This window comes from Kitasatospora sp. NPDC004272 (genome assembly GCF_053603035.1).
Map to the genome: position 1 here is coordinate 1 of NZ_JBSGET010000043.1, position 24,012 is coordinate 24,012.

General features: G+C 75.2%; 22 protein-coding genes and 1 pseudogene. 15 read left to right on the plus strand and 8 right to left on the minus strand.

Annotation, left to right across the window (positions count from 1 at the left end; genetic code table 11):
• Positions 1-278: 278 nt before the first annotated feature.
• From ACWEO5_RS15620 to ACWEO5_RS15635, 4 genes are all read left to right on the plus strand, one after another.
• Positions 279-2,270 carry a LodA/GoxA family CTQ-dependent oxidase gene (locus ACWEO5_RS15620; protein ID WP_452162898.1) on the plus strand — a complete coding sequence of 664 codons (1,992 nt, stop codon included), beginning with the start codon at positions 279-281 and terminating at the stop codon, positions 2,268-2,270.
• A gap of 175 nt (positions 2,271-2,445) precedes the next feature.
• Positions 2,446-3,648 carry an NAD(P)/FAD-dependent oxidoreductase gene (locus tag ACWEO5_RS15625; RefSeq protein ID WP_452162899.1) on the plus strand — a complete coding sequence of 401 codons (1,203 nt, stop codon included), beginning with the start codon at positions 2,446-2,448 and terminating at the stop codon, positions 3,646-3,648.
• Positions 3,645-4,367 (plus strand): hypothetical protein, encoded by a 723-nt coding sequence (locus ACWEO5_RS15630; RefSeq protein ID WP_452162900.1) that lies wholly within the window; start codon positions 3,645-3,647, stop codon positions 4,365-4,367. The genes ACWEO5_RS15625 and ACWEO5_RS15630 overlap by 4 nt, the downstream gene beginning before the upstream one ends.
• 262 nt (positions 4,368-4,629) lie before the next feature.
• A complete protein-coding gene (locus ACWEO5_RS15635; protein WP_452162901.1) occupies positions 4,630-6,165 on the plus strand; it encodes a PP2C family protein-serine/threonine phosphatase in 1,536 nt (511 codons plus the stop codon).
• Between the two features lie 166 nt (positions 6,166-6,331).
• On the opposite strand, the gene ACWEO5_RS15640 is transcribed toward ACWEO5_RS15635, so the two are convergent.
• Positions 6,332-7,411 carry a winged helix DNA-binding domain-containing protein gene (locus ACWEO5_RS15640; protein ID WP_452162902.1) on the minus strand — a complete coding sequence of 360 codons (1,080 nt, stop codon included), beginning with the start codon at positions 7,409-7,411 and terminating at the stop codon, positions 6,332-6,334.
• A 221-nt stretch (positions 7,412-7,632) separates the two neighbouring features.
• Here ACWEO5_RS15640 and ACWEO5_RS15645 point away from each other — a divergent pair, with 221 nt between their 5' ends.
• Positions 7,633-8,607, plus strand: coding sequence for a TerC family protein (locus ACWEO5_RS15645; protein ID WP_452162903.1), 975 nt, complete (start codon positions 7,633-7,635; stop codon positions 8,605-8,607).
• Positions 8,608-8,634: 27 nt separating this feature from the next.
• Here ACWEO5_RS15645 and ACWEO5_RS15650 read toward each other — a convergent pair whose 3' ends face one another.
• Complete coding sequence (locus ACWEO5_RS15650) at positions 8,635-8,961, minus strand: putative quinol monooxygenase (RefSeq protein ID WP_344550411.1); 327 nt, start codon at positions 8,959-8,961, stop codon at positions 8,635-8,637.
• A 213-nt stretch (positions 8,962-9,174) separates the two neighbouring features.
• Here ACWEO5_RS15650 and ACWEO5_RS15655 point away from each other — a divergent pair, with 213 nt between their 5' ends.
• A complete protein-coding gene (locus ACWEO5_RS15655; protein WP_452162904.1) occupies positions 9,175-9,960 on the plus strand; it encodes a GNAT family N-acetyltransferase in 786 nt (261 codons plus the stop codon).
• A 129-nt stretch (positions 9,961-10,089) separates the two neighbouring features.
• Positions 10,090-11,796 (plus strand): serine/threonine-protein kinase, encoded by a 1,707-nt coding sequence (locus ACWEO5_RS15660; RefSeq protein WP_452162905.1) that lies wholly within the window; start codon positions 10,090-10,092, stop codon positions 11,794-11,796.
• Here the strand turns inward: ACWEO5_RS15660 and ACWEO5_RS15665 are convergent.
• Entirely contained in the window at positions 11,750-12,367 is a 618-nt protein-coding gene (locus ACWEO5_RS15665) for a GNAT family N-acetyltransferase (RefSeq protein WP_452162906.1), read from the minus strand. The two genes, ACWEO5_RS15660 and ACWEO5_RS15665, sit on opposite strands and share 47 nt — an antisense overlap.
• Before the next feature lie 265 nt (positions 12,368-12,632).
• On the opposite strand from ACWEO5_RS15665, the gene ACWEO5_RS15670 reads away from it, so the two are divergent.
• Positions 12,633-12,974 (plus strand): VOC family protein, encoded by a 342-nt coding sequence (locus tag ACWEO5_RS15670; protein ID WP_452162907.1) that lies wholly within the window; start codon positions 12,633-12,635, stop codon positions 12,972-12,974.
• Between the two features lie 67 nt (positions 12,975-13,041).
• Here the strand turns inward: ACWEO5_RS15670 and ACWEO5_RS15675 are convergent, their stop codons facing one another.
• Together ACWEO5_RS15675 and ACWEO5_RS15680 are read right to left on the minus strand one after the other, a co-directional pair.
• A complete protein-coding gene (locus tag ACWEO5_RS15675; RefSeq protein WP_452162908.1) occupies positions 13,042-13,227 on the minus strand; it encodes a hypothetical protein in 186 nt (61 codons plus the stop codon).
• A 228-nt stretch (positions 13,228-13,455) separates the two neighbouring features.
• Positions 13,456-14,337, minus strand: a complete 882-nt coding sequence (locus ACWEO5_RS15680) for a helix-turn-helix transcriptional regulator (RefSeq protein WP_452162909.1) — start codon at positions 14,335-14,337, stop codon at positions 13,456-13,458.
• Between the two features lie 195 nt (positions 14,338-14,532).
• Here ACWEO5_RS15680 and ACWEO5_RS15685 point away from each other — a divergent pair, with 195 nt between their 5' ends.
• The 5 genes and pseudogenes from ACWEO5_RS15685 to ACWEO5_RS15705 all read left to right on the plus strand — a co-directional run bounded on the left by ACWEO5_RS15685 (position 14,533) and on the right by ACWEO5_RS15705 (position 18,934).
• The gene (locus tag ACWEO5_RS15685; RefSeq protein WP_452162910.1) at positions 14,533-15,390 is read left to right on the plus strand and encodes an SDR family NAD(P)-dependent oxidoreductase; all 858 of its coding nucleotides are present in this window, start codon (positions 14,533-14,535) and stop codon (positions 15,388-15,390) included.
• Between the two features lie 98 nt (positions 15,391-15,488).
• On the plus strand, positions 15,489-16,190 hold the full coding sequence (locus ACWEO5_RS15690) for a type 1 glutamine amidotransferase domain-containing protein (RefSeq protein ID WP_452162911.1): 702 nt from the start codon (positions 15,489-15,491) through the stop codon (positions 16,188-16,190).
• 115 nt (positions 16,191-16,305) lie between these two features.
• Entirely contained in the window at positions 16,306-17,553 is a 1,248-nt protein-coding gene (locus tag ACWEO5_RS15695; protein WP_452162912.1) for an MFS transporter, read from the plus strand.
• A gap of 236 nt (positions 17,554-17,789) precedes the next feature.
• Positions 17,790-18,358 (plus strand): annotated as a pseudogene (locus ACWEO5_RS15700) (transposase); the annotation flags it as partial.
• 96 nt (positions 18,359-18,454) lie between these two features.
• Positions 18,455-18,934: a hypothetical protein gene (locus ACWEO5_RS15705; protein WP_452162913.1), complete on the plus strand. Its 480-nt coding sequence runs from the start codon at positions 18,455-18,457 to the stop codon at positions 18,932-18,934.
• A gap of 510 nt (positions 18,935-19,444) precedes the next feature.
• Here the strand turns inward: ACWEO5_RS15705 and ACWEO5_RS15710 are convergent.
• The 3 genes from ACWEO5_RS15710 to ACWEO5_RS15720 form a co-directional block, all read right to left on the minus strand.
• Positions 19,445-20,092, minus strand: a complete 648-nt coding sequence (locus tag ACWEO5_RS15710; RefSeq protein WP_452162914.1) for a phosphatase PAP2 family protein — start codon at positions 20,090-20,092, stop codon at positions 19,445-19,447.
• Entirely contained in the window at positions 20,089-20,736 is a 648-nt protein-coding gene (locus tag ACWEO5_RS15715; protein WP_452162915.1) for a DedA family protein, read from the minus strand. Before ACWEO5_RS15715 ends, ACWEO5_RS15710 begins: the two co-directional genes overlap by 4 nt.
• A 316-nt stretch (positions 20,737-21,052) precedes the next feature.
• Positions 21,053-21,613, minus strand: coding sequence for a hypothetical protein (locus ACWEO5_RS15720; RefSeq protein ID WP_452162916.1), 561 nt, complete (start codon positions 21,611-21,613; stop codon positions 21,053-21,055).
• A gap of 246 nt (positions 21,614-21,859) precedes the next feature.
• Between ACWEO5_RS15720 and ACWEO5_RS15725 the strand changes: the two genes are divergently transcribed.
• Together ACWEO5_RS15725 and ACWEO5_RS15730 are read left to right on the plus strand one after the other, a co-directional pair.
• Entirely contained in the window at positions 21,860-22,537 is a 678-nt protein-coding gene (locus ACWEO5_RS15725) for a response regulator transcription factor (protein WP_344550426.1), read from the plus strand.
• Positions 22,530-23,996 carry a sensor histidine kinase gene (locus tag ACWEO5_RS15730; RefSeq protein WP_452162917.1) on the plus strand — a complete coding sequence of 489 codons (1,467 nt, stop codon included), beginning with the start codon at positions 22,530-22,532 and terminating at the stop codon, positions 23,994-23,996. The genes ACWEO5_RS15725 and ACWEO5_RS15730 overlap by 8 nt, the downstream gene beginning before the upstream one ends.
• The last annotated feature ends 16 nt before the right edge of the window (positions 23,997-24,012 follow it).

Here is a 24,012-nt window from a genome sequence, read left to right on the forward strand (position 1 = left end):
CGTCGGCGGACGGGGCGCTGCGGCGCGTCCGGCGGACCCGGGCGATCAGGGGCGCCGCGGCGCGTCGCGGTCCCGTCGCGGAGCGTCACTCGTTCGGCTGACGGTGCGGCGCGGTGGAGGCTCCCGGCCGGATCGGTCGTACTCGATCTGCCATGGTGGGCGACGGGGCGTCAGACGCCCTCTCACCCGCCAACTCCCGTACCGGGGGCCCCTGGTGCGCGGGCCGCCGCAGTCCGGCCCCGCGCCCGCCCGGTGCGGCGGAAAGGACGTCGAGCACGATGACCGACGACATCTCCCACGCGAAGATCCACCCCGCCATCGGGCTGGCCCGGCTGGGCAACAGCGCCCACCCCGACGGCTGGTTCTACGGGCCCGAGACCCCCGCCCCCGAACCCGTCACCCCCGGCGCCCACAAGGACGACACCGGCGCGATCAAGCGCCAGGCCGCCCGGTTCCGGATCTACGGCTACGACGCCCGGGGCCGGGTGGTGCGCGAACTCACCACCGCCGAGGCCGGGGTGGAGATCGAGTGGGCCGTGCACGTCGCCAACCGGAAGTCTGCCTGGTACAACTTCGACCTGGCCTTCGACATCCCCGACATGCAGGGCATGAAGTCCGCCCGCCGCAACCCCAAGCAGACCGACCGCGCCCGGCTCGTCATCGACCCCGGCCGCAAGACCCTGCGGGCCGGCACCGGCGGCCAGGTCGAGTTCACCGGCGGCACCTTCCTCGGCGTCGACGTCCCGCTCGGCCGGATGCACACCGACGACCACGGCCGGCTCGTCGTCCTCGGCGGCACCGGCACCTCCGGCGCCCCGAACGGTGAGGAACTGCACTCCTTCGGCAACAACGACGGCTGGTACGACGACACGTCGGACGGCCCGGTCACCGCCACCCTCACCCTCGGCGGCCGGAACGTCCCGGTCGAGGGCGCCTGGGTCGCCGTCGCCCCGCCCAACTACGCCCCCGACGTCAAGACCCTGCGCACCCTGTGGGACCTGCTGCACGACCTCTTCCTCCAGCAGGGCACCGTCCCGCCCGACCCCGCGGTCAACTTCGAGCGCGACGTCCTGCCGATCCTCCGGCGCTTCCACGAACTCCAGTGGGTCAACAACGGCTTCGCCGCCCACTACGGCTTCGGCGGCCCCCAGGACTTCCTCGCCCCCGCGATGCTCGCCCGCCTCGGCAGCACCGCCGACCGCAACCGCGAACTGCGCCGCCAGGTCTGGATCGCGATCCGCGACCACGCCCGCGACGGCCTCTCCCCGCAGCCCTGGCCCTGGTTCTACGGCGACGCGATGGCCAGCAGGCCCAAGTCCGCCCTCCAGTACATGACCCTCTCCGACACCCAGATCGCCCACCTCGCCGCCTGGGCCAAGGGCGAGTTCGACACCACCCCCTGGCCCGGCTTCCCGCACCGCCTGGAGGACGCCCCCGTCGCCGACCAGCCCGGCCTGCTCGACCGCGCCGCCCTCGACTTCTGCCTCGCCGACGCCTTCCACCCCGGCTGCGAAGTCACCTGGCCGATCCGCCACACCACCATGTACCAGGAGCCCTACCGCATCCTGCACCGCCCCGACGGCCAGGACGAACCCGACTACGGCCCCGAACTCACCGACCGCCAGGCCCTCGCCGCCGACGGCCCGCTGCACGCCCAGGGCCCCGGCGACCTCACCCGCTGGATGGCCATCCCCTGGCAGACCGACACCGCCAGCTGCCGCTCCGGCTACGAGTCGATCGCCCTGCCCAGCGTCCGCTACGACCCGCACGTCCCCACCTTCTGGCCCGCCCGGGTGCCCAACCACGTGCTCACCGAGGAGGACTTCCGGATCGTCAACAAGGAGGACGGCGGCACCCCCACCGAGGAGGAGCGCGAGGACGCCTTCGCCCGCCGGGCCTCCTGGCTGCGCGGGCTGCGCGGTGAGTACAAGGAGCAGCTCGCCCAGGCGGTGAAGGAGTGGCACGACTTCGGCATCGTCGAGACCCGGCGGTACACCGTCGGCGACGGCCGCTTCCCCGAGGTCCTCCAGGTCGAGTCCACCCCCGGCTTCCCGCTCGAAGGCGTCTCCCCCGACCGCAACCGCGTCACCCTGCACGTCCCCGAGACCACCCTCGACACCGCCCCCCACCCCGGCCTCCTCGCCGCCGCGGCCACCCACACCGGCTACTCCACGGAGGAGATCACCGTCGGCTACATCGACAAGCTGGACCCGTTCGGCGAGGAGTCCGCGAACGGCGGTGGCGCGAAGCCCGTGGACGGGACGGAGTGAGCGCGGCGGGGTCGGTGGTGTCGGTGGGGGAGCTCCTGGTGGAGGGCCGGGGTCGGGGGATCGGGGAGGGGCGAGGAGTCCGCGAACGGCGGTGGCGCGAAGCCCGTGGACGGGACGGAGCGGGCGCGACGGGGTCGGTGGGGGAGGCCCTGGTGGCGGGCGGGGCGGGGGGACGGTGAGCGGGCGGTACGAGGTGGTGGTGGCCGGGAGCGGGCCGGCCGGGGTGGCGGCGGCTTCGGTGCTGGCGCGGGCCGGGCGGGCGGTGCTGCTGGTGGAGGCCGGACGCGGGCCGGGGTCGGTGGGGGAGGCGCTGCCCGCCGCGGCCCGGGTGCTGCTGCGGGACCTGGGCGCGGAGCGGGTGCTGGCGGACGGTCACCTGCCGTGCCTGGCCAACCGCTCGGCCTGGGGCAGCGCGCTGCTGGGCTCGGCGGACAGCATCCTCGATCCGCACGGCCACGGCTGGCACCTCGACCGTCCGCGCTTCGACCGCCGGTTGCGCGAGTGCGCCCTCGCCCAGGGCGTCCGGTTCGCCGACCGCACCACCGTGCGCCCGCTGGCCCGGACCCCGGACGGAGGCTGGACGGTCGAACTGCGCGGGAGCGGACGGCGGACGGTGCACTGCCGCTGGCTGGTCGACGCGACCGGCCGCCGGGCGGCCCTCGCCCGGTCCTGCGGGGCCCGGATCCTGACCCGGGACCGGCTGGTCGCCGTCCACCTCACCCTCGGCCCCGCCGACCCGCCGGGCGCCGACACCACGACCACCGTCGAGTCCGCCCCCGACGGCTGGTGGTACACCGCACCGCTGCCCGCCGGGCGGCGCCTGCTCGCCTGGTACACCGACGCCGACACCCTCGCCGGGCAGAACGGGCATACCGGGCAGACCGGGGGGAGTGGGGAGGCCGGCTTCGGGCTGCCGGGGCCCGCGGGGCGTCCCGCCGGGGGCGGCTCCCGGTCGGCCGGCCCGGAGGCCTTCCGGCGGGCCCTCGCCGCCACCCGGTACGTCGGCCCGCTGGCCGCCGCGCACCCGTGGCCCGCCGGCGGGGTGCCGAGGCGGGCGCCCGCACACGGTGCGGAGCTGGACGCCGTGCACGGGGAGGGCTGGGTCGCGGCCGGGGACGCGGCCGTCGCGTTCGACCCGCTGTCCTCGCAGGGCATCCTGACCGCCCTGTTCACCGGCCTGCGGGCCGGGCAGGCCGTGCACGCCCGGCTGGGCGGAGACCGGGGGGCACCGGGGGAGTACGCCCGGACGGTGGCCGCCGTCCGGGAGGCACACCTGCGCAACCACCGCGCACACTACGCCGCCGAACGGCGCTGGTCCGACCGGCCGTTCTGGCAGCGCAGACACCGCACCACGACACCCGAGGAGACACCCGCATGAGCACCGGACCCCTGCCCGACACCCTCAGCGCCACCGGCGACCGGCACGGCCACCGCTTCCTGCTGATCGGCAAGAAGACGGTCTTCAGCTACCACCTGGGCCTCTACCACGTCCCGATCCACGCCTTCCAGCTGATCACCGCCTTCGGCCTGGACGACCGGCTGCGCACCACCTACCTCGACGACCTCGCCGCCCACGAGGACCAGCAGGTCTACTACTCGCTGTTCACCGAGGGCCACTGGCCGCTCCAGGAACTCGTCGACGGCACCCGCACCTCGCTCCCCGTCGAGCTGGAGCGGGTCACCGTCGACGCCGAGGGCCGGCGCACCTTCACCCCGCTGCTCCCGGCCGTCGACGTCAGCAGCCGCAAGGAGGACGTGGTCCACTACCGGCCGCTGGTGGCCGACGCCGGCTACCCCGACTTCCTGACCGAACTGGTCTTCGGCCGGGGCGACGAGATCCACCTTACCCACACCCTGGCCGGCGCCCCCAACTGGGACGAGGTGATCACCACCGTCGACCCGCAGGGCTTCCGGCCCGCCGACCTGGCCCCCGCCGCGACGCTCACCGTGCCCTCGGTCAAGGACCCGCACGGCGCCGCCCCGAAGAGCCCGCTGACCCCCGGCGCCCGCTACGAGGCGGGGATCGGCGACCGCGCCGTCTCGTTCACCGTCGGCCGCCAGGGCTGGTGGAACAACACCTCGCTGAACGCGCAGTGACCGCTCCGCGCTGACCTCCGCCCCCGGCCGCCAGGGACGAAAGCCCCGGTGACCGGGGGCGCGGGGGCGGGCAGGCTGGAAGGGGGAGCGGCCCCGCCGGGCGCCGCCGTTCCGGGGCGGGCCCGAGCCCGGGGAGAGCCCAGGACCGGGGAGAGCCCGAGCCCGGGTGAGTCCGAGCCCGGGTGAGTCCGAGGCCGGAGAAGTCCGGAGAAGTTCAGGGGAAGCCCGTGGGGAGTCCGCGGGGGGAGGAAGCAGAACCGCCATGCCGCTGCGCACCGTCGGGCCCCCGTCGCTGCCCGCCCTCGTCCTGTCGCTGTCCGCGCTGGTCGCCGGGGCCTCCGCGGTCGGCGGCTACCTGGTCAACGAGCGCCACGAGAGCACCGTCCGGCAGTTGGAGCAGCGGATCCGTCCCGCCCAGAGCGCCCTCGCCCAGGCCCGGACCGCGGTCGGCGACGCCCGCAGCGCCTGCCTGGCCGAGGACGGCGCCCAGGCCGACACGCTGCGCACCGACGCCCGCGGCCGCCTCGCCCAGCGGCTCCCGGAACTGCGCACCCTCACCGCGTACCACCCGCAACTCGCCGCCAGCACCGCGGACTTCGACCGCGCCACCACCGGCTGGCTGGACGGCCTGCCCGCCGAGGACCGGGCCGCCGCGCTCGCCGCCTGCGGCGCGGCCGGCACCGACGCCGACGGCACCGACGCGGCCGACACCGACGGGGACGGCTACCCGGCCGTCCACCGGCACGCCGACCGGCTCGGCGGCCAGCTCGCCGCCGAGGCCCACCACGCCACCGCCGACGCCACCCGGGAAGGCCGGGCCGTGCTGCTCTACCTGCTCCTGCTGTGCGGCGGCCTGGTCGTACTGGCCGGACTGACCGCCCGCCAGATCACCCGCCGCCTGCTCACCCCGCTGGCCGGGATCGAACAGCGGCTGCGCCAGGACGCCCCGGCTGCCGGAACCCCGGCCGCCGACGGCCCCGCCCCCGCCGCGCTCAGCCGGCTCGCCCACGCCGCCGACACCCTGCGCGGACGGCTGCGCACCGCCCAGCGGCAGGCCCACCGCGACCACCAGGCGCTGGTCCAGAACGGGCCCTGCGTCCAGGGCCTCGGTGCGATCCTCGCCTCCCGGCACCGCTCCGGCCCCGGCGTCACCGCGCACGGCGAACTGGTCGCCGCCGAGGGGCTGCTGGCCGGCGACTACCTCGGCGTGCTCGCGCTGCCCGACGGCTCCACCGCGCTGCTGCTCGGCGACGTCTCCGGACACGGCGTCGAGGCCGCGCTGCTCGCCGTCCAGCTCAAGTGCGCGCTGCGCGGCGCCCTGCGCACCGCCGCCGACCCGGCCGCCGCCGTCCGCGCCGCCTGGCACACCCTCGACCCGGACGACGAGCACTTCAGCACCCTGGTGCTGGCCCGCCTCGACCCGCGCACCGGCCGTCTCGGCTGGCTGAACGCCGGACACGAACGGCCCTTCCTGCGCCGCGCCGACGGCACCGTCGAACGGCTCGCCCCCACCGGCCCGCTGCTGCACCCGCTGATCGAGCCCGACGCCGACACCTGGACCGAGCGCAGCACCCCCTTCCACCCGGACGACCTGCTGGTGCTGTGCACCGACGGCCTGACCGAAGGACGCGGCCCCGGCGGCGAGTTCGGCGAACGGCGGATCGCCGAGCTGCTGGCCGCGCTGCCCGCCGGCACCACCCCCGCCGAGGCGGTCCGCGCCCTGCACGCCGGGGCCGAGCGCTTCGGCCTGGACTGGCGCCGGGACGACGTCACCGTCCTGGCTGCGGCACTGGATTGACGGAGCGTCAGGGGACGGGTTCGAGCGCTGCCCGGGCTCGCGGGGCGCCGCAGGCTGTCCGGCGGCCGGGCTCGGCAGCGGGCGGACCGGAAGCTTCGGAGCGCCGGCCGTCCGCGCGCCGGTGGGGGCGCCACTCTCCTCGCGGCGGGGCCGGATCGACGTCAGGTCAGGTTCCGGGTTCGAGCACCACCCGCCGGTCCGGTCCGAGGAACGCCGCCAGTCGTTCGGCCTCCGCCGTCACCTCCCCGGCGGCCGGACCCGGCAGCGGGCGGAACGGGCGGACCAGCAGCTCCGGGCCGCTGACCGTCCAGGTGCCCGCGACGAAACCGTCCAGCAGGAAGGTCGGGAGGACCCGGGCCGCGCCCGGTAGCACCCGTGGCCGGTCCGCGTCGGCGAGCACCCGGGTGCGGTCGGCGTGCCCGAGCAGCAGGTTGTCGTACGCGGGCAGGAACCGCACCGGGACGGGGCGGGCCGGGTCGGCGAGCACCGCGTCCGGCAGGTCGAACAGCTCGGTGCCGCGCTCGTCGCGGTGCACCCGCAGCCGGGGGCGCAGCTCCTCGAACACCGCCCGCATCCGGGTCAGCCCGGACCAGCTCTGGAAGTCCTTCACCCCGGCGGGGCCGAACGCCGCCAGGTAGCGCAGCACCGCCGTGCCCGCCGACAGCTCGCCGGGCCGCAGTTCGGCGAGCGCCAGCGAGGTGTTCGCCCGGGTGCCCCAGCCGCCCCAGGCGGCGCTGTCAGGTCCGTGCAGCACCGGCACCCGCAGTTGCACCGCGCCCGCCAGCAGTCTGCCGTCCCGGCCCGGGTAGCGGGCGGCCAGCCCGGTGGCGAGGGTCTGTCGGGACAGCGTCCGGCCGGCCAGCAACTCCCGTCCGGCATCGGCGAGTTCGTCCAGGTCGAGGCCGTCGGTGGCGGGGGCGAAGTACCGGGACCGCGAGGTCCGGTCCAGCACCGGCTGGAGCAGCGGCCGCCACTGCCCGAAGTCCGCGCCGCTGGACAGGTGCTGGGTGCTGCGCAGCGAGGCCGAGCGCACCACCCGCCCGTCGGCGAGCAGCGCCGCCAGCTCCTCGCGCCGGAAGTCCTCGATCCGCGCCCACAGCCCGAGGTAGGGCCAGTTCGGCTCCTGCGCCTGGAGCGCGACCAGCCGGTCCACCACCTCCGCCGCGGCGAGCCCGGTCCGTTCGGTGAGGAACTGCCGTTCGAGTAGCGTCCGGTTCAGGGTGCGGACGGACAGTACGTCGTTCATGCGGCGCGGGTTCTCCCGTCGGATCGTGGGGCCTGCCCGCCACGCTACGGGCCACAGCGGTCACTTCCCGTCCGCAATTCGCGGCTCGCCGGAAGGGGGCGAGCGCGGCGGCGGGGCGGGCGGGCCCTGCGGGTGTGTCGCGCGGGCGGATCGATCTTCGGCGGTCAGGATGGTGCTTCCCGCGCCGAAACGCCCCTCCCCGGGGCCGACGAGGAGCAGTCATGGACGTGTCCGCAGGGCTGTGGGCAGGCACCATCGCGGTGCTGGTCGCGCTGATCGTGGCCGACTTCTTCATCGGCGGCCGCAAACCGCACGAGGTCTCGATCAAGGAGGCCGGGATCTGGACCACCGTGTGGGTGGTGCTGGCCGGCCTGTTCGGCGGCTTCGTCTGGTGGTACGGCGGCTCGAAGCCCGCGGTCGAGTTCTTCGCCGGGTACGTCACGGAGAAGTCGCTCAGCGTGGACAACCTGTTCGTGTTCATCCTGATCATGGGCAAGTTCGCGGTGCCGAAGATCTACCAGCAGTGGGTGCTGATGTTCGGGGTGATCATCGCCCTGGTGCTGCGCGGCGTCTTCATCGCGGGCGGCGCCGCGCTGGTCGCCAAGTTCTCCTGGGTGTTCTACATCTTCGGCGCGTTCCTGGTCTGGACGGCCGTCAAGCTGGTCAAGGAGGCCGGGCAGGACAAGACCGAGGAGGAGTTCGAGGAGGGGCGGCTGCTACGGCTGATCAAGAAGCGCGTCCCGTCCACCGACGAGTACCACGGCACCAAGCTGTTCGTCCGGATCGACGGCAGGCGGCTGATGACGCCGATGATGACCGTGATGCTGGCCATCGGCACCACCGACATGCTGTTCGCCCTCGACTCGATCCCGGCGATCTTCGGCCTGACCCAGGACGCGTACATCGTCTTCACCGCCAACGCCTTCGCGCTGATGGGCCTGCGCCAGCTCTACTTCCTGATCGGCGGCCTGCTGACCAGGCTGGTCTACCTCTCCTACGGCCTGTCGGTGATCCTCGGCTTCATCGGCGTCAAGCTGATCCTGCACGCCCTGCACGAGAGCGGCGTGCACGTGCCGGAGATCAGCATCGCCTTCTCGCTGGCCTTCATCGTGGTGGTGCTGGCGGTCACCACCGTCGCCAGCCTGCTGGCCTCCCGGAAGCAGGACCGGAAGCAGGACCGGGCGGCCGGTGCCTGACCCGCGGTCAGGCACCGGCCCGGCGGTTCAGCCGCGCGGGCTGAGCTCGGCCATCGCGCTCCAACCGGTGCCGGGGACCTCGACGTTGACGATCTCCGGGGTCCGGGAGATGAAGTCCGGCATCCAGGCCATCGCGGTCTTGAAGTGCTCCGACTCGACGTGCCGGGCGCCCGCCTCGCCGTCCCGGAACGCCTCCAGCAGCACGTACTGGTGCGGGTCGTCGACGCTGCGGGACCACTCGAAGAAGACGTTGCCCTCCTCGGCGCGGGTCGAGGAGGTGAACTCCTCGACCCGCTCGATCCAGCCGGCGCTGTACTCGGGCCGGACAGTGAACTTGACGGCGATGAAGATCACGACTGCTGCTCCTCGACGGTGGTTCGCGCGCGCTCGCGCGCCTTCACCTGCAACGATCGCAGATCGGCGAGGTGCGCCGCGTCACCGGCTCCGCAGGTACGCCGCCGCGGCCGCCCGCAGCCGCCCTCGCCCCGCCCCCCGGTCGCACGGCCACCACCCTGACCAGCGGAAATCCGTTTGCGCGGCGGCCCCGGCGGGTGCTGGGGTGGGCGGATGGACCAGCACGAGGTACTCGCCCTGTTCGACCGGCGGTTGCGGCGCGACGCGCGGCCGGACAGCCCCACCGCCCGGGTCGAGCGGGACGGCGCCGTGGTGCGGCAGACCGGGGCGGAGCACGACTGGAACGGCGTCCTCTGGTCGGACCTCGACGCGGCGGGCGCGGACGCGGCGATCGCCGCCCAGGCCCGGCACTTCGCCGCGCGCGGCCTGGAGTGCGAGTGGAAGGCGTACGCCCACGACCGGCCCGCCGACCTCGGGCGGCGGCTGTGCGCGGCCGGGTTCACCGCCGGGCCGGCCGAGGCGGTGATGGTCGCCGACGTCCGGGAGCGGGGGACCGACGCGGTCCTGCCCGCGGGCGTCCGGCTCCGCCCGGTCACCGACGCCGCCGGGGTCGACCTGGTGGCGGCCGTCCACGAGCAGGCGTTCGGCACCGACGCCGCCCGGCTGCGGCAGCGGCTGCTCGACCGCCTCGCCCACGACCCCGACACCCTCCGCCTGGTGGTCGCCACGGTCGACGGAACGCCCGTCTGCTCCGCCCGGATGGAACTCCTCCCCGGCACCGGGTTCGCCGGCCTCTGGGGCGGCGGCACCCACCCGGCCTGGCGCGGCCGGGGCATCTACCGGGCGCTGGTCGCCCACCGGGCCCGCCTCGCCGCCGAGCTCGGCTACCGCTACCTCCAGGTCGACGCCACCAACGACAGCCGTCCGATCCTGGACCGGCTCGGCTTCACGACCCTCACCACGACCACGCCGTACCTCCGCCCGCCCCTGGCCTGCTGACCGTCCTGGCCGTCCGGCCCCCCTGGCCCCTCCGGCCGTCCGGGCCGTTCGTCCACCACCGCCGTGAAGTGCGGGGACGGGCGCCGCGGCGCTCGAAGGGCGTCGGTCGCCGCCCCTACGATGGGCGGCATGACGACAGCCGGGCCCGGGGGCCAACTGATCGACGGCCGCTTCGAGTTGCTGGCGCGGCTCGGGGGCGGCGGGATGGGGCTGGTCTGGCGGGCCAGGGACACCCTGCTGGAGCGCGAGGTGGCGCTGAAGGAGGTCCGGCCGCCGGACCCGGCGATGCTGGACGCGGATCCGGCGGCCGCGTACGAGCTGCGCGAGCGGGTCCTGCGGGAGGCGCGGGCGCTGGCCCGGCTGCAGCACCCCAACGTGGTGACCATCCACCACATCGTGGACAACGCCGAACTCGCCCACCCCTGGCTGGTGATGGAGCTGGTCCCCGGCGGCTCGCTGGCCGACCGGCTCGGCCGCGGCCCGCTCGCGCCGCAGGAGGCGGCCCGGCTCGGCCGCGGCCTGCTGGCCGCGCTCGGCGCCGCGCACGCCGCCGGGATCCAGCACCGGGACGTCAAACCGGGCAACGTGCTGCTGCGCGCCGACGGCACGCCCGTGCTCACCGACTTCGGGATCGCCGCGCTCAGCGAGTCCACCAGCCTGACCGCCACCGGCGCGCTGATCGGCTCCCCCGAGTACATCGCCCCCGAGCGGATCCGCGGCCACGAGGGCGACCCGGCCTCCGACCTGTGGTCGCTCGGCATGACGCTCTACGTCGCCGTCGAGGGCCACCACCCGCTGCGCCGGGCCAACAGCATCGCCACCCTGGCCGCCGTCCTGGACCAGCCGCTGCCGCCGCCGGTCCGCTCCGGCCCGCTCGGGCCGACGCTGACCGCGCTGCTGGCCCGCGACCCGGCCGAGCGGCCCGACGCCGCCCGCCTGGACCGGCTGTTCGCGGCCGCCGAGCAGGGCTTCGACGGCACCCTCGGCGGCAGCCCGGCCTTCTCGCCGACCGAGACCAACTCCCCGCCCCCGTACGCCCGGACGGAGACCGACGGCACCCTCCCGCACACCCCGGTTACCACGGGCACCCCGCACACCCCGGACACCCCGCACGCCCCGACCGGGACGGTCGGCCCGGAGCGGTCGCGGCGGCCCGGGGCGCGACTGGCCGTGCTGGCCGGGGTCGCGGCGCTCGGGGTGCTGGGGTGGACGCTCGGGCCGGGCCTGTTCGACCGGAAGGAGGCCGAGGGCGGCGGGCGTTCGGCCGCGAAGGTCTCGGCGCCCGCGAGCACCCCGGCCGCCCCGCCGAGCAGTCCGGCGGCCCCCGCCTCGTCCGCCGGTGCCGACCCCGGGGCGTCCGTCGACCCCATCACCCCCGGTGCGCCCGTCGATCCGGGCACGGGCCTGCTCACCGCGGACGGCGCCCGCGGCCTGGTGGAGAAGATCCGCGCGGCCACCGGCAGCACCACCGTCATCGACATGTCGATCTATCCGGACCACGCCAACGGCAAGGTGCTGAAGAAGGACGACCCCACCCGCTACGACGAGGTCAGCTACCGCGACGGCAAGCTCACCAGCCGGCCCGGCGGCATCGTCATCGAGGGGCAGGACCCCGCCGACCTGGCGAAGATCGACTGGAGCCGGATCCCGACCGTGATGGCCACCGCCAGGGCCCAGCTCGGCGTGCCGCACCCCAAGTCCAGCTACCTGCACGTCGACTACGGCTGGTTCGCCGACGAGATCACCCTGCGCTACTACGTCTCCGACGACTACAACAGCGGCGGCTACCTCACCGCGGGCGCCAGCGGGAAGGTCCTCCGGGTGGTGAAGTCCTGACCGGCCGGAGCGCCGCACGGCGGTCCCGCCCCCCGCTGTCCGGACGGACCGGGCGGACCATCGCCACCAGCTCCGGCGACACCGCCGTGGCGGGCTGCGTGCCGAACGCCCGGTAGCCCCAGTCCTCGTACAGCCGCAGCACCCGGCCCGCCCCCGCCAGCGGGTTCACCATCAGGCAGACCCGCCGCTCCGCCCGCCCGGCCAGCAGCGCGTCGTGGATCCGCCGCGCCGCCCCCGTGCCCCGCCACGGACCCCGGACGCCGATCTCCCGCAGCGCGAGCACCGGCTCGGCGGCGAACCCCGCCGGCAGCGGCCCCGCCAACCGCCCCCAGTACCCGTCATCGGGACCCACCGTGTTCCCGTAGGCGTACCCGACCGGCGTGTCGCCGTCCCGGCCGAGGACCAGCGCGAAGCCCGCCCCCGCCGCGTGCAGGTCGAGCCGCCCGGCGAACGCCCCGACCCGGTAGTTCGGCTCGTGCAGCAACGGCGCCCGGACGTCCGCGTACGCCGCCAGCAACTCCTGCCGGACCTGCGGGGTGAGGACGGTGCAGCGGTGCAACTCGACGGGCACGCGGGGCCTCCGCTTCCTCCGCGAGGCGGATCCAGGGTGGGCGAACCGTAGCACCGGGGCGGCGGGCGGCGGGTGGTAAATGAGTCGACAGCGCCACCGGAGCCCGGCAGAGCGGACGTCCGCGACGGGCAGCGAACTGTGGGACCGGGAGACCGTTCACCCGGGACTCCGCGAAGCACGTCTCCGTCCGGCGCGGACCACCGTCCTGACCGGCCGCCCCGCCGCCGGACCGGGGGTGTCGGCGGTCGTGGCTAGAGTGGCGGCCATGACCCTGGCAGCAGTGATGATCACGGTGGACTGTGCGGAACCGCGGGAACTGGCCCGCTGGTGGGCCGAGGCGCTGGGCGGCGAGATCGCCGAGGACCACGGCGACTTCGTCATCGTCGGCGCGGAGACCGTTGCGATGGGCTTCCAGCGGGTGGCCGAGGAGCGGCAGGGGAAGAACCGGGTGCACGTCGACTTCGCCGTCGCGGCCGGCGCCGGCATGGCGCAGGAGGTGGCGCGCCTGGTCGCCCTGGGGGCGAGCGTCGTCGGGGAGCACAGCGTCCCCGGCCTGACCTGGACGGTGCTGCGGGACCCGGTCGGGAACGAGTTCTGCGTCCACTGAGCCCGGCCCGGCGGCCCCGGCCGCAACGACGGAGCCCCGTCAGGCGAACAACTCCGACATCACCCGATCAAGTTCGGAAGCGCGCCCTGGCCGTCGACGTGCTGGGCCTGGCATCGCCGTCATCGTCCGGGCCGCGAACGCGCACGACAACGCTGCGGGCATCGCCCTGCTGGACCGGGTCGCCCAGCGCGCCGGCGGAAGTGTCCCAAAGGCCCTGGTCGACCAGGGCCTCAAGAAGCAGGTCACCGAGCACGGCGCTCTCCCGGGCGTCGATGTCGAGATCGCCGAACGCAGCCCGCTGCCACCCCTGGCACGGATCCTGACCCCCGGGCAGGCGCAGTGCGGGGAGACCAGCGCGGTGCCCGGGCCGAGGTCACCGGCCAGGACGTAGGCGCGCTCGCCGTCCATCGCACCACCGTGCAACTCGACCTGGACCCACTCCTGCTGCGCCGTGCCCGCCGGGCCGCCGTGCTGACCGCGGTCACGCGTCGCGCGTGGGCTCCGGGCCGGTGGCGGCCCCGGCCAGGGTCCACGAGGCCAGGATGCCCAGCGCCTGGGCGGACGCCGACCGGGGCGCGGCGGTGTAGAGGAACAGCGCGATGTCGCTGTCCCCGGGGAACGACAGCGTCTCGTACTCCACGGTGAGTTCGCCGACCAGGGGGTGCCGCAGCCGTTTGGAGCCGTGCGTGCGCTGGTGGACGCGGTGCTGCTGCCACCAGCGGTCGAACTCCTCGCTGCGTTCCCTCAGTTCGGTGACGAGCGCTTCGGTGAGCCGCCGGTCCGCTTCGCGTACGGCGTCGAGCCGCAGGTTCTCCACCGCGGCGCGCGCCTGCACCTCCCAGTCGACGAACAGGGCGCGCGCGTCCTGGTCGAGGAAGAGCCAGCGGGTGTAGTTGCGCTCCGTGGCGGGCATCGCCTCGAAGTCCGCGAACAGTGCCCTGGCCATGCGGTTCGCCCCCAGGACGGCGGAGCGGCGGCCGAGGACCAGGGCGGGGGCGGCGGGGTCCAAGGAGTCCAGCAGCTGGTGGAGTCCGGGGCGCAGGCGCTGGACGCCGGGTGAGCGGGGTGCCGAACGGGCGATGGTGCTGCCGATGAGGTCCTTGAGGTGGGCGAGGCCCGCCCCGTCGAGTCCCAGGGCGTGCCCGACGGCCTCCACCACGGCCGGGGACGGGCTGATGGGGCGGCCCTGTTCGAGCCGGGCGTAGTAGTCGGCGGAGACGCCCGCGAGGCGGGCGACCTCCTCGCGCCGCAGTCCGGGCACCCGCCGCACCCGCCCGTCCGGTGGCAGTCCCGCCCGCTCGGGGTCGCACTGGGCGCGGGAGCGCTTGAGGAAGTCCGCGAGTTCGCGGTTGACAGCGGCCATGGGAACAGTCTGCGCCACGGGCGGCGGGCGTGGCCCTGCCAGGGAGGGTCTGTCGGTCCTAGTCAGCCGCGGCCCAGGACGTGCGGGGCCCGTTGTGGCCCGGGGGACCGCGCTGCGGCGGCCAAGGATGGAGTCAGCGCCGGAACGGCAGAACGGTCCGGCTCCCCTTCGCGGCACTCAGGAAAGAGGATCACCATGTCCGACACCACCACTCCCGCCACCTGGCTCGTCACCGGCGCCTCCCGCGGCATCGGGCTGGAGCTGGTGCGGCAACTGCTCGCCCAGGGCCACAACGTGGCCGCCACCACCCGTTCCACCGAGCGCCTGACGGCGGCGCTCGGCGCGACGGCCGACACCGGCCGGCTCCTTGCGCTGACCGTGGACCTGACGGACCAGACGCAGGTCGAGGGCGCCGTGCGGCAGGCCGCCGAGCGCTTCGGCCGCCTGGACGTCGTCGTCAACAACGCGGGGTACGGCTACCTCGCGGCGGTCGAGGAGACCAGCGCCGAGGACGTGCGGGACATGCTCGACGTCCAGGTCGCCGGGGTGTGGCACGTGCTGCGCGCGGCGCTGCCGGTGATGCGCGAGCAGCGCGCGGGCCGCGTCATCAACGTCTCCTCGGTGCTGGGTCTGACCGCGGTGCCCGGCTGGGCCCTGTACTGCGCGGGCAAGTTCGCGCTGGAGGGGTTGAGCGAGGCGCTCGCCGCCGAGGTCGCGGACTTCGGCATCAAGGTCACCGTCGTGGAGCCCGGCTACTTCCGCACCTCCTTCCTCACCCCGGACTCCCTCGCCCTGCCCGCCGAGACCTCCGAGCACTACCCGGCGGTGCGGGCCATGGTCGAGGACCACGTCAAGCTCCAGGGCCACCAGCTCGGGGACCCGGTCAAGGGGGCCGCCGCCATCATCGAGCGGGCCGGCCGCGAGGACGGCCCGCTGCGCCAGCTGCTGGGCTCCGACGCCCACGCCTACGCCACCGCGAAGGTCGACGCCCTGCGCGCCGAGCTCGACGCCAACGCGGTGTCCGCCCGCGCCACCGACTTCCCGCGGAGCTGAGCCGCCTCGCCGCCGGGCCGGGCCGAGCCCGGCCCGGTGCCGATGCCGCATCCGAAGATTCGAAACCCGAAGAACAGTACAGAGGGAGCAACCCCGTCATGAGCCGCATCCTGATCGTCATGTCCGCCGCCGATGTCTGGCAGCGGACTGACGGCTCGCTGTACCCCACGGGCTACTGGGCCGAGGAACTCGCCGCTCCGCACGAGAAGTTCGTGCGGGCCGGACACACCGTGGACTTCGCCTCCCCGGGCGGGGTCCTCCAGCCGCTGGACCGGCACAGCGCGGACCCCGCCATCGCCGGGGAGGACTGCGCCCACTACGTGGCGCACGCCCGGCGGGCGCTCGACGATTTCGGCCCGCTGCTGAAGCTGGCGGACGTCGACGCCGCGGCGTACGACGCGATCGTCCTCCCCGGCGGCCACGGCCCGGTGGTGGACCTCCACGAGGACGCCGACCTGGGGCGCGTCCTGGTCGCCGCCGACGCCCGGGACAAGGTCATCGCGGCGGTCTGCCACGGCCCCGCCGCCCTGCTCAGCGCGGTCGGCCCCGACGGACGGTGGATCTTCGCGGGACGCCGCGTCGCCGCCTTCACCACCGAGGAGGAGGAGCTGTTCGGCACCGCCGAGCACGCGCCCTGGCTCCAGGTCGACCGCCTCGTGCGGGCGGGTGCCCGCCACGAGCAGGGAGCGGCGTACCAGCCCTTCGTCGTCCAGGACGGCAACCTCGTCACCGGCCAGAACCCGGCCTCCAGCGGCCCCCTCGCCGACGCCGTCAACAGGCGGCTGGCCGAGCGGGCGTGATCGCCGCCGGCGGGGGGAGGCGGCGCGCGGCCGCCGCCTCCCCCCGCCTCGGGCGGTCGCGGACCCGTCCGGAGAACCCCCTCACCCACGTCCCACCGGACCCATGGAGACCCACGTGCTTCCCACCACCCGCGACCGGGCCGACCGGCAGGCCCCCGCCGATGCCTGCGCGGCCCCGTCCGCCGTCGCGCCCCGCTGGATGTGGCTGGCGATCCTGCCGATCCTGTCGCTGTTCGTCCTCTCCAACGCCGCCACCCCGCTGTACACGGTCTGGCAACGGCGCATCGGCTTCTCCGACACCACCCTCACCTGGATCTTCGCGGTCTACATCGCGGGGCTGCTCACCTCACTGCTCGTCAGCGGGCCCGCCTCCGACCGGGTGGGGCGCAAACCCGTGCTGCTGCCCGCCCTCGCGCTGTCCCTCGTCAGCTGCCTGCTGTTCATGACGGCCGACAGCGTCGCCGCGCTTCTCGCCGCCCGGCTGCTGACCGGTCTCAGCGTCGGCGCCGTCGTCTCCTGCGGCATCGCCGCCGTGGTCGACCTCTCCGGAGGCCGGAGCGCCCGGGCCGCCCTGCTCGCCTCCAGCGCCATCGTGCTGGGTTCCGGGCTGGGCCCCCTGCTGGCGGGGGCCGTCATCGACGCCTCCGCCGAGCCGGTCCTCCCCGTCTTCCTGCTCGTCCTCGTCCTGCTGGCCGCGTCGCTGCTGGTCGCCGCCAGGATGCCGCTGCCCGTCCACCCCCGCCGCGGGGGGCGCCTGGTCCGGATGCCCTCGGTGCCGCGGCCGCAGCTGGCGCACCTGGCCCTGGGGGCCGCCGTCTACGCCCCCGGGCTGGTCGGCGGGTCCTTCTTCCTGGCGCTGGGCCCCTCCCTGCTGCACAGCGTGCGGCCGCACGCCGGGGCCCTGGCCACCGGGGCGCTGGTCTTCCTCGCCTTCGCCGCGGCCACTGGTGTCCAGTTCGCGGCCCGCGGCCTGCCGGTGCGGGTCGCGCTGCCCGCCGGCGCCGGCGCCACGTCCGCCGGCATGGCCTGCCTGCTCGTGGCCGCCGCCGCGCACCAGGTGGTCGCGCTCCACGCCGCCGCCGTCCTCGTCGGCGCGGGACAGGGTGCGGGACAGCTCTCCGCCTTCACCCTGCTCAACTCCTCGGTGCCGCGCGACCGTCTCGCCGCCGCGAACTCGTGCCTGAGCATGAGCGTCTACCTTCCCGCCGCCGCCTTCACCCTGGCCGCCGGCCGGGCGAGCGACCGGTTCGGCATCGACGTCAGCACGCAGCTGCTGGCGGCCGTCGTGATCCTGATCGCCGGTGCCGTCGGCGTCGCTCTCGTCCTCCGCAGGGGCCGGGTGCCCGCGGTGGGCCGGGGATGAACCCGGCGCGCCCGGGTCGGGGTTCAGGGCGTGCCGTTGCCGGACGGCCGACCGGCCGACACCCCGCCGAGCGCGGCCTTCCGGGTGCTGCCGGGTGCCGCGGTCGCACGCAGTTCCCGGCCCGGCCCGCCCACCAGCACCCGCGGGTACTGAACTTGATCGAGTGATGTCGGGGTCGTCTGCCTGCGCGGGGCTGGGCTGGTCCGGTAGCCCTGGGGCGTGAGGGACGCGCAGGGCGGCGGGCTGGCCGACGCCGGCACGGCGGGTCGAAGGGCTCGCCAGGGCGGCCACGGTTGTCCGAGGTTCAACTGGCGCGCTTGGAGCGTGAGTGGGAACGGGGGCCGTTGGCGCACGGCTGGGCGGATCAACGGTGGACGCCGGCCCGGGTGAAGACCCTGATCGGGCGGCTGTTCCACGCGGTCCGGGAGTACACCGGGCGCAAGGACCAGTCGAAGGGCTTCGGCCGGCGCGACTTCCGTGGCCTGCTCGTCCGCGCCCGCATCCAGCTCGGCGGCCCGATCGTCGTGGTGTGGGACAACGTCCGCCTGCACCTGACGAAGCCGTTGCGCGAGTTCATCGACGCGAACGCCGAGCGGCTCACCGTCTTCCGACTTCCCACCTGCGCGCCGACCTCAACCCGACCGAAGGAGTCCGGTCCCTGGTCGAGCGGGACATCGGCAACCTCGCCGCCGCGAGTCTCGCGGATGTCACGCGTGCGGTGAAGCGCCGGCTCAAGAGGCTCCAGTACCGTCCGGACGTGATCGACGGATGGCCTGCCGGCACCGGGCTCTCCCCTGATACCTGAGCTCGCAGTCCCGCCTCCGCAGACCCGTGCTCCAATAGCAGCCCACGCCCGGAGCTGCCCGCTGCTGGGAAAGGCCCAACGCTGAACCGAGGTGACATGACCGGGCGAGGGACTTCAAGAGCCTTCTTCCTCCGTTACTGGCAGCCGACCAACGGGGTGGAGGTCGGCTGCCAGGTGGCCGGCGTCGCCGAAGTTGTCGCGCACGCTGACCAGGCCGCGCAGGCATACACAGCCGAGGAGGCTGATCGTCTGCCCGGCATCTCCCTGTGGCGGGGAGCCGACCTGCCCGAGAACTCGCTCAGCATCGCCATCGGTCCAACGGGCTGGGCCGTCATCCATACCGATGACGCGTTCTTCCAGACCGTGACGCGAGGCCCGCGAAGCCAGCAGCGGACTCGACACAGGGTCCGCTTCGACGACCTGCTGGAGATCCCGGGCGACTGCTTCATCGACAGGGGGCTCGCGATCGACACCGTGTCGCTGTGGATGACCGAGGACGCCCTACTGGAGGCCGCCAGCTTCTCCGACGACCTGTTCAGTCAGGTCCGCGGGGCGGGGCTCACACCGGCCGGCTGATCCGCAGCATCCCGACATCACCCTTTCGACTTCAGCAGCCGCGTTTCTCCAACGTCCGCTCCTTGACTGATAGTTCAATCTTCATATGCCGCAATTGGGGGCCTCCCGCCACCGCGGGAACTGGACCGTCCCGGTCACAACGGGGGAGGAACCGGAGCGGCGCCAGGTGCACACCCTCATGCGCACCCACCCGGAGCGGAGGAAGGCCCCGGGAGTTCATCCGGACCGGAAGCAAGCCAACGCACCCCACCAGCTTGCGAGTTGGTGAACCTTCCCGGCCAACAGCAGATAGGACCGGTGGTGGTCCCGGCACACAGTCACCGGGGTGAGCCGCCCCGTTGCAAGTACGGCCGTGATCTGCCGGTTGCGCCTGCACGGGTAGCACCGCCAGGCCGACCGGCCGCCGAGCACCGACCCTCGCGCTGATCTCCGGGGCGTGGTCGTCCGGCGGGGGAAGCAGTGGGGCGGGGCGTGGGCGGTGCGCTGCGGGTCGGCGATTGGGGGCGTCCGTCAGTGCGGGAGCCGTGGCAGCAGCCGCACTCCGAGCGCCAGCCAGGCGGCTGCCAGCAGCCAGCCGCCCAGGACGTCCAGGGGCCAGTGCACGCCCAGGTAGACCCGGGTGAAGCCGATCACGGCGGTGAACAGCGCTGCCGCTGCCGCTGCGGGGCGGGCCGCCGGGGGGCGGGCGCGGGCCACCGCGACGGCGAGCAGGCCGGCGGAGAGGGCCGAGGTGAAGGCGTGGCCGGAGGGGAAGGCGTGGCCGGAGGCGTCGAAGGCCCAGTCGGCGACCGGGGGGCGGGGGCGGGCGAGGGCGCGCATCAGCCCCTGTCGGAGCAGCTGGCCCGCGATCAGCCAGGCCACCGGGGCGAGGAGGAGGAGAAGGGCCGGCCGGGCGCCGGAGGGGCGGCGGGACCGGACCGCGACCGCGCCCGCCGCCAGGGCCAGCAGGTACGGGAAGACGTCGGTGCCCAGCGCGGTCACCGCCATCGCCACCGTCCGGGCCCAGCCCGGGCGGTGGGTCACGCCCCAGTGCACCGCCGCCGTCTCGAAGCCGAACGGGGCCCGGCCGTGGGCCAGCACCACGACCGTGAGCAGCGCGAACGCCCCGCCGCAGGCCGAAGCCGGCAGGACGGGGCGACGCGGGGAGGAGGCGCTCACTCGGCCCCGGCCCGGCGGCGCGAGCGCAGCAGTTCCAGGGCCAGCGGCAGCAGCGAGACCAGCACCACCAGGGCCACGATCGGCAGCAGGTAGTGGTCGACGTTCGGGATCGACGAACCGAGCGCGTACCCGGCCAGCACCAGCCCCACCGTCCAGACCAGGCCGCCCGCGACCTGCCACACCGTGAAGGTCCGGACGTCCACGCCCAGGGCGCCCGCCAGCGGGTTCAGCACGGTGCGCACCACCGGGACGAAGCGGGCCAGCACCACCGCCTTGGCGTGCCCGTAGCGGGTCAGGATCTCCTCGGCCCGCACCGCCCCGGCCTGCAGGTGCTTGTTGCGGGACCGGGCCAGCAGCGCCCGGCCGCCCCGCTTCCCGATCAGGTACCCGACCTGCGCCCCGGCCAGTGCACCGACCACCGCGGCGGCCAGCACCTGGCCCAGGTTCAGGTGCGGCCCGCTGTGCGCACCGGTGGTGCACAGCAGGCCCGCGGTGAACAGCAGCGAGTCGCCCGGCAGGAAGAACCCGACCAGCAGGCCGGTCTCCGCGAACATCACCACCGCGATGCCCAGCGCGCCGAACGAGGCCAGCAGCGATCCCGCGTCCAGCGGGTTGACGGCCAACAGGGCCGAGGAGGAGAGCATCGGCGGTGCGCCTTTCCGAGGAGGGACGTCGAGGAGATCCGTTGAGGACGGGCGGCACCCTCAGCACCAGCATGGCCCAGGTGTGCTGAACGGTTCCTGAAGACCTGAAGACGGCTTCAGGCGGCGGCGGGACCCGAGGTCAGGCGGCCCCGCGCCCCGCCCGGCCCAGCCGCGGCACGGCGCCCGCGGGCAGCACCGTCAGCACAGCCCCGACGGCGGGCGGCTGTGCTCACCGCAGGTGCGCTCCTCAAGGGAGGCGAGGGGAGGCGAGGGGAGGGGAGGAGGCGAGGGGACGCAAGGGAGGCGGGAGGGGCGGTCAGCCGTTGGGGACGGTGTTGCCGGTCAGGGCGCCGGTCGTGCCGTCCACCGTGACCAGGTGCCGCACGCCGTCCGGGCCGAGCACCACCACCTGCCAGGCCCGGCCGCCGGCGGCGGTGGGGACCGGGCGCAGCGACTCGGCCCGGCCGTCCGGTACCGCGCCGGTCGCCTTCGCCACCGCGTCGGCGGCGGCCAGCGCGGGCAGCGGCGCCGGTGCGGCGGAGGAGCCGGAGGAGCCGGAGGAGCCGGGGGCGTCGGGACCGGTGGGGCCCGGCCGGTCCTGCCGGGTCGACCCGTCGCCGGAGCGGCCGCCCGGCCGCCGGCCGGCGGAACGACCGTCGGAAGGGCCGTCACGGCCGTCGCGCCCGCCCCGGTCGTGCCGTTCGCCGTGCCGCCCCCGGCCGTGCTCCTCGCCGCGGGCCGCGCTCTTCCCGGCGTGGCGCTCGTGGCGCTCGTGGTGCTCGGCGGCCGCGACCGCCGCCGCCCCGCCGAGCAGCAGCGCCGTGACCGCGACCCCGCCGCCCCAGCGCACCGCCCGCCCGCGCAGCCGTACCGGCACCGACCGCCCCGCCGACAGCGGGCGTCCCGCCGCCGGCTGTTCCGCCGGTATCGGCGGGCCCGCCGATACCGGGCGCCCCGCCCCCGACCGCTGCTGCTCGTCCACGGTTCCCGACCCCGGTTCCCCTCCGTGCCCGGGCACCGCGCCGGGGCGAGGGCCCCAGCATGGCGGGGGCGCGCTGAAGGGTTGCTGAAGACCTGAAGACGCCTTCAGTGCGCGGCCGCGCCGACCTGCCACCCTGGGGGCATGCGCGTACTGGTGGTGGAGGACGAACAGCGGCTGGCCCTGGCGATCAAGCACGGGTTGGAGGCGGAGGGCTTCACCGTCGACATCGTCCACGACGGGCTGTCCGGCCTGGCCCGGGCCACCGACCACTCCTACGACGTGGTCATCCTGGACATCATGCTGCCCGGTCTCAACGGCTACCGGGTCTGCGCCCGGCTGCGGGCGGCGGGCAGCGACGCGGGCATCCTGATGCTCACCGCCAAGGACGGCGAGTGGGACGAGGCCGAGGCCCTGGACACCGGCGCCGACGACTACCTGTCCAAGCCGTTCTCCTTCGTCGTGCTGGTCGCCCGGCTCAAGGCGCTGGCCCGCCGGATCGGCTCCCGGGCCCCGCGCCGGGCCGTCCTCGGCGACCTGGTGGTCGACTCCGCCGCCCGCACCTGCACCCGGGGCGGCACCCCGATCGCGCTGACGCCGCGCGAGTTCGCCGTCCTCGACCACCTGGCCCGGCGGGCCGGGGAGGCCGTCTCCAAGCGGGAGATCCTCGAACAGGTCTGGGACGCCGCCGCCGACAGCGACCCCAACACCGTCGAGGTGCACATCAGCGCGCTCCGCCGCAAGATCGACACCCCGTTCGGGCGCAGTGCCCTGCAGACCGTGCGCGGCGCGGGCTACCGACTGGAGCCGGACGGTGGCTGAACGGCCCCGCGCGCCCCGTACCCCCCGCGCCCCCCGCGCGCCCCGGGCCCCCCGCGCCCTGCACGACCTGCACGCCCTCCGGGCCCGCGCGGCCGCCGCCGTCCGCCGCCTCGCGCCCCGCTCGGTGCGCACCCGCACCACCATCGCGGCCTGCCTCAGCGTCGCCGCCGTCCTGCTGATCGCCTCCGCCGCCGTGGTGCTGCTGCTGCGGGTCAACCTGGTGCGCACGGTCGAGGCCGGGGCCCGCGAACAGGCGCTCGCGGTGGCCGGACTGGCCGCCGACGGGCACCTGCCCGGGCAGCTGCCGCTCGACCACGGCACCGACTTCATCCAGGTCACCGACGCCGACGGCAAGGTCGTCGCGGCCAGTCAGAACCTGGCTGGCCACCCCGCGCTGGCCCCCTCCGGCACCAGTGAGGGCCGCTCCACCTTCGACCTCGGGGCGCTCGGCGACGAGCACCACCAGCGGGTCACCACCGTCACCACCGACACCCCCGGCGGGCCGGTCACCATCCGGGTCGGCGCCTCGCTGCACACCGCCGACACCGCCGAGGACCTGACCACCGCCGCACTCGCCGCGCTCAGCGCCGTCCTGGTCGGCACCGTCGGCGCGGTCACCTGGCGGGCCACCGGACGCGCCCTGCGGCCGGTCGAGGCGATCCGCTCCGAGGTCGCCGGGATCGGCGACCGCGACCTGGACCGGCGGGTCCCCGAACCGGGCAGCGACGACGAGATCGCCCGGCTCGCCCACACCATGAACGCCATGCTGGACCGGCTGGAGGCCGCCGGCGTCCGCCAGCGCCGCTTCATCGCCGACGCCTCGCACGAACTGCGCAGCCCGCTCGCCGTGCTGCGCACCCAGTTGGAGGTGGCCCACACCCACCCCGACCCGGCGGTCCGCGCCGAGATGGTCGCCGGGGCGCTCCAGGACAGCGACCGCCTCCAGTCGCTCGCCGCCGACCTGCTGCTGCTCGCCCGGCTCGACGCCGCCGGGCACGACGGCCCCCGCGAGGTGCTCGACCTCGCCGAACTCGCCCGCACCGCGACGGCCGGCCGCCCCCGGGTCGAGGTCCGTACCGAGGACGGCGCCCGGGTGCTCGGCAACCGCCTGTGGCTGGGCCGCCTGCTCACCAACCTGCTCGACAACGCCCAGCGGCACGCCCGCACCGGGGTCACCGTCCTCGTCACCACCGACCCCGCCGCCGGCACCGTCGTCCTGGACGTCACCAACGACGGCCCGCCGATCGCCCCCGCCGACCGGGAGAAGGTCTTCGAACGGTTCACCCGGCTCGACGACGCCCGCAGCCGCGACGACGGCGGCACCGGCCTCGGCCTGCCGATCGCCCGCGACATCGCCGCCCTGCACGGCGGCACCCTGACCGTCACCGACGGCCCGGGCACCACCTTCCGCACCACCCTGCCCGCCGCCGGGGAGGGCCCCGACCGGCCTGCTGCGTAGCGGGCGCGGGGAGTGC